The organism is Streptococcus danieliae (assembly GCF_025447695.1).
GTDB classification, from domain to species: domain Bacteria; phylum Bacillota; class Bacilli; order Lactobacillales; family Streptococcaceae; genus Streptococcus; species Streptococcus danieliae.
The window spans coordinates 1-1,192 of the sequence record NZ_JAOBSU010000187.1 but is presented as its reverse complement, the minus strand read 5'-3'; the positions used below and the strand labels follow the sequence as shown (position 1 = coordinate 1,192).

1 protein-coding gene is annotated in these 1,192 nt (G+C 37.2%); it reads left to right on the top strand.

Going from position 1 to position 1,192, the window contains the following annotated elements:
* Window positions 1–201 precede the first annotated feature (201 nt).
* Window positions 202–528: a nucleoside triphosphate pyrophosphohydrolase family protein gene (locus tag N4310_RS08485; RefSeq protein WP_262092830.1), complete on the top strand. Its 327-nt coding sequence runs from the start codon at window positions 202–204 to the stop codon at window positions 526–528.
* Window positions 529–1,192 lie beyond the last annotated feature (664 nt).

The following is a 1,192-nucleotide window of genomic DNA, read 5'->3' as shown; positions in this document are numbered from 1 at the left end:
AAAGAAAAGGAGAGACTCATTTCAGTAGATGAATCTCTCCTTTTTAGGCTTTATGAGACTTTTGTCCCAGCCTCATCACCTCTTTGTGACCTAACAAAGAGGTATTCTAAACACCCAGAAAATAAGGCTTTCCGAGAATTTCGGAGAGTCTTATTTGTTTAATTACCAGTAAAGGACAGTGTGTAGGGATAGGAGATTCAAATGTCATTAGAAGAAATTATACAGCGCAGCCATGCTATTCGACAAGCCTATCATGTATTGGAAAGAGAACATCATGGCTCTGAATGGTCAGTTGAGGAAGATTTGTTAGCATTGTCCAACGATATAGGGAATTTAAACCGTCTGATTATGACACGAACAGGGCGTTATTACGATGAAACGCCTTATCAACTGGAAGCAAAATTGGCTGAGAATGTGTGGTGGTTGTTAGAACTCTCTCTACGGCTAGATGTAGACCTTCAAAAAGAGCTGGAATCGTTTTTAACCAGTAAAGAAGAATTGTTAGCTATCAAGAGAGAAGAACAGTGACATTACTTCCAATCTGATAGTCAAATAATTTTGAATGCAAATCAGATAGTGAGACGGAGGTATAAGAAAGAGGCTGGGATAAAAGTCTAGCTTCATTGACTCTGATTAACAAAATGCCTTTGACGCAGTAGCTGATTGGGTCTAACAGCATTGTATGCTGTTAGAGAGTAGCAAACTCTAATCGTTCGCCATATGAAGAACGCTACATGTTCTTCTATTTAGAAGCTCAGCGAGTCAATTCCTGACTCACTGAGAGGACTCCGAACCCGACCTAATCAGCCTTGCGGGAGTGGGACATAACTAAATTTTTTCAAATTTAGTTATGTCCCACTCCCAATAATTTATGAATTCAAAATCGAAAGAGTATTTGATTTTTGCTCCTAACAAACTAGAGGAAAGGGGATTCCAATCATCTAATGCTCTTCTTTTTATGAGAAAAAATTATCTTTTTGGACATATTAAATCTAAGTGTTCGAATTTCTACTCAAAGAAAGTCAAAAATCAGATTTCTCCTGGTAAAAAGGGGAAAAATCTTAAATAAGTCGTTAATAAGGGAAAGATTGTCCGAAAATTTGACGAATCTTCCCTTTATTAGACTTCCTGCGAAACGTTAACTATCCTTCAAAATTGATAATACCAGCAATCAAATTCATTCGTAAACCAA

Excerpts from the sequence above, each read along its gene's own strand:
- N4310_RS08485 (WP_262092830.1), top strand. The coding sequence starts at position 202 with ATGTCATTAGAAGAAATTATACAGCGCAGCCATGCTATTCGACAAGCC.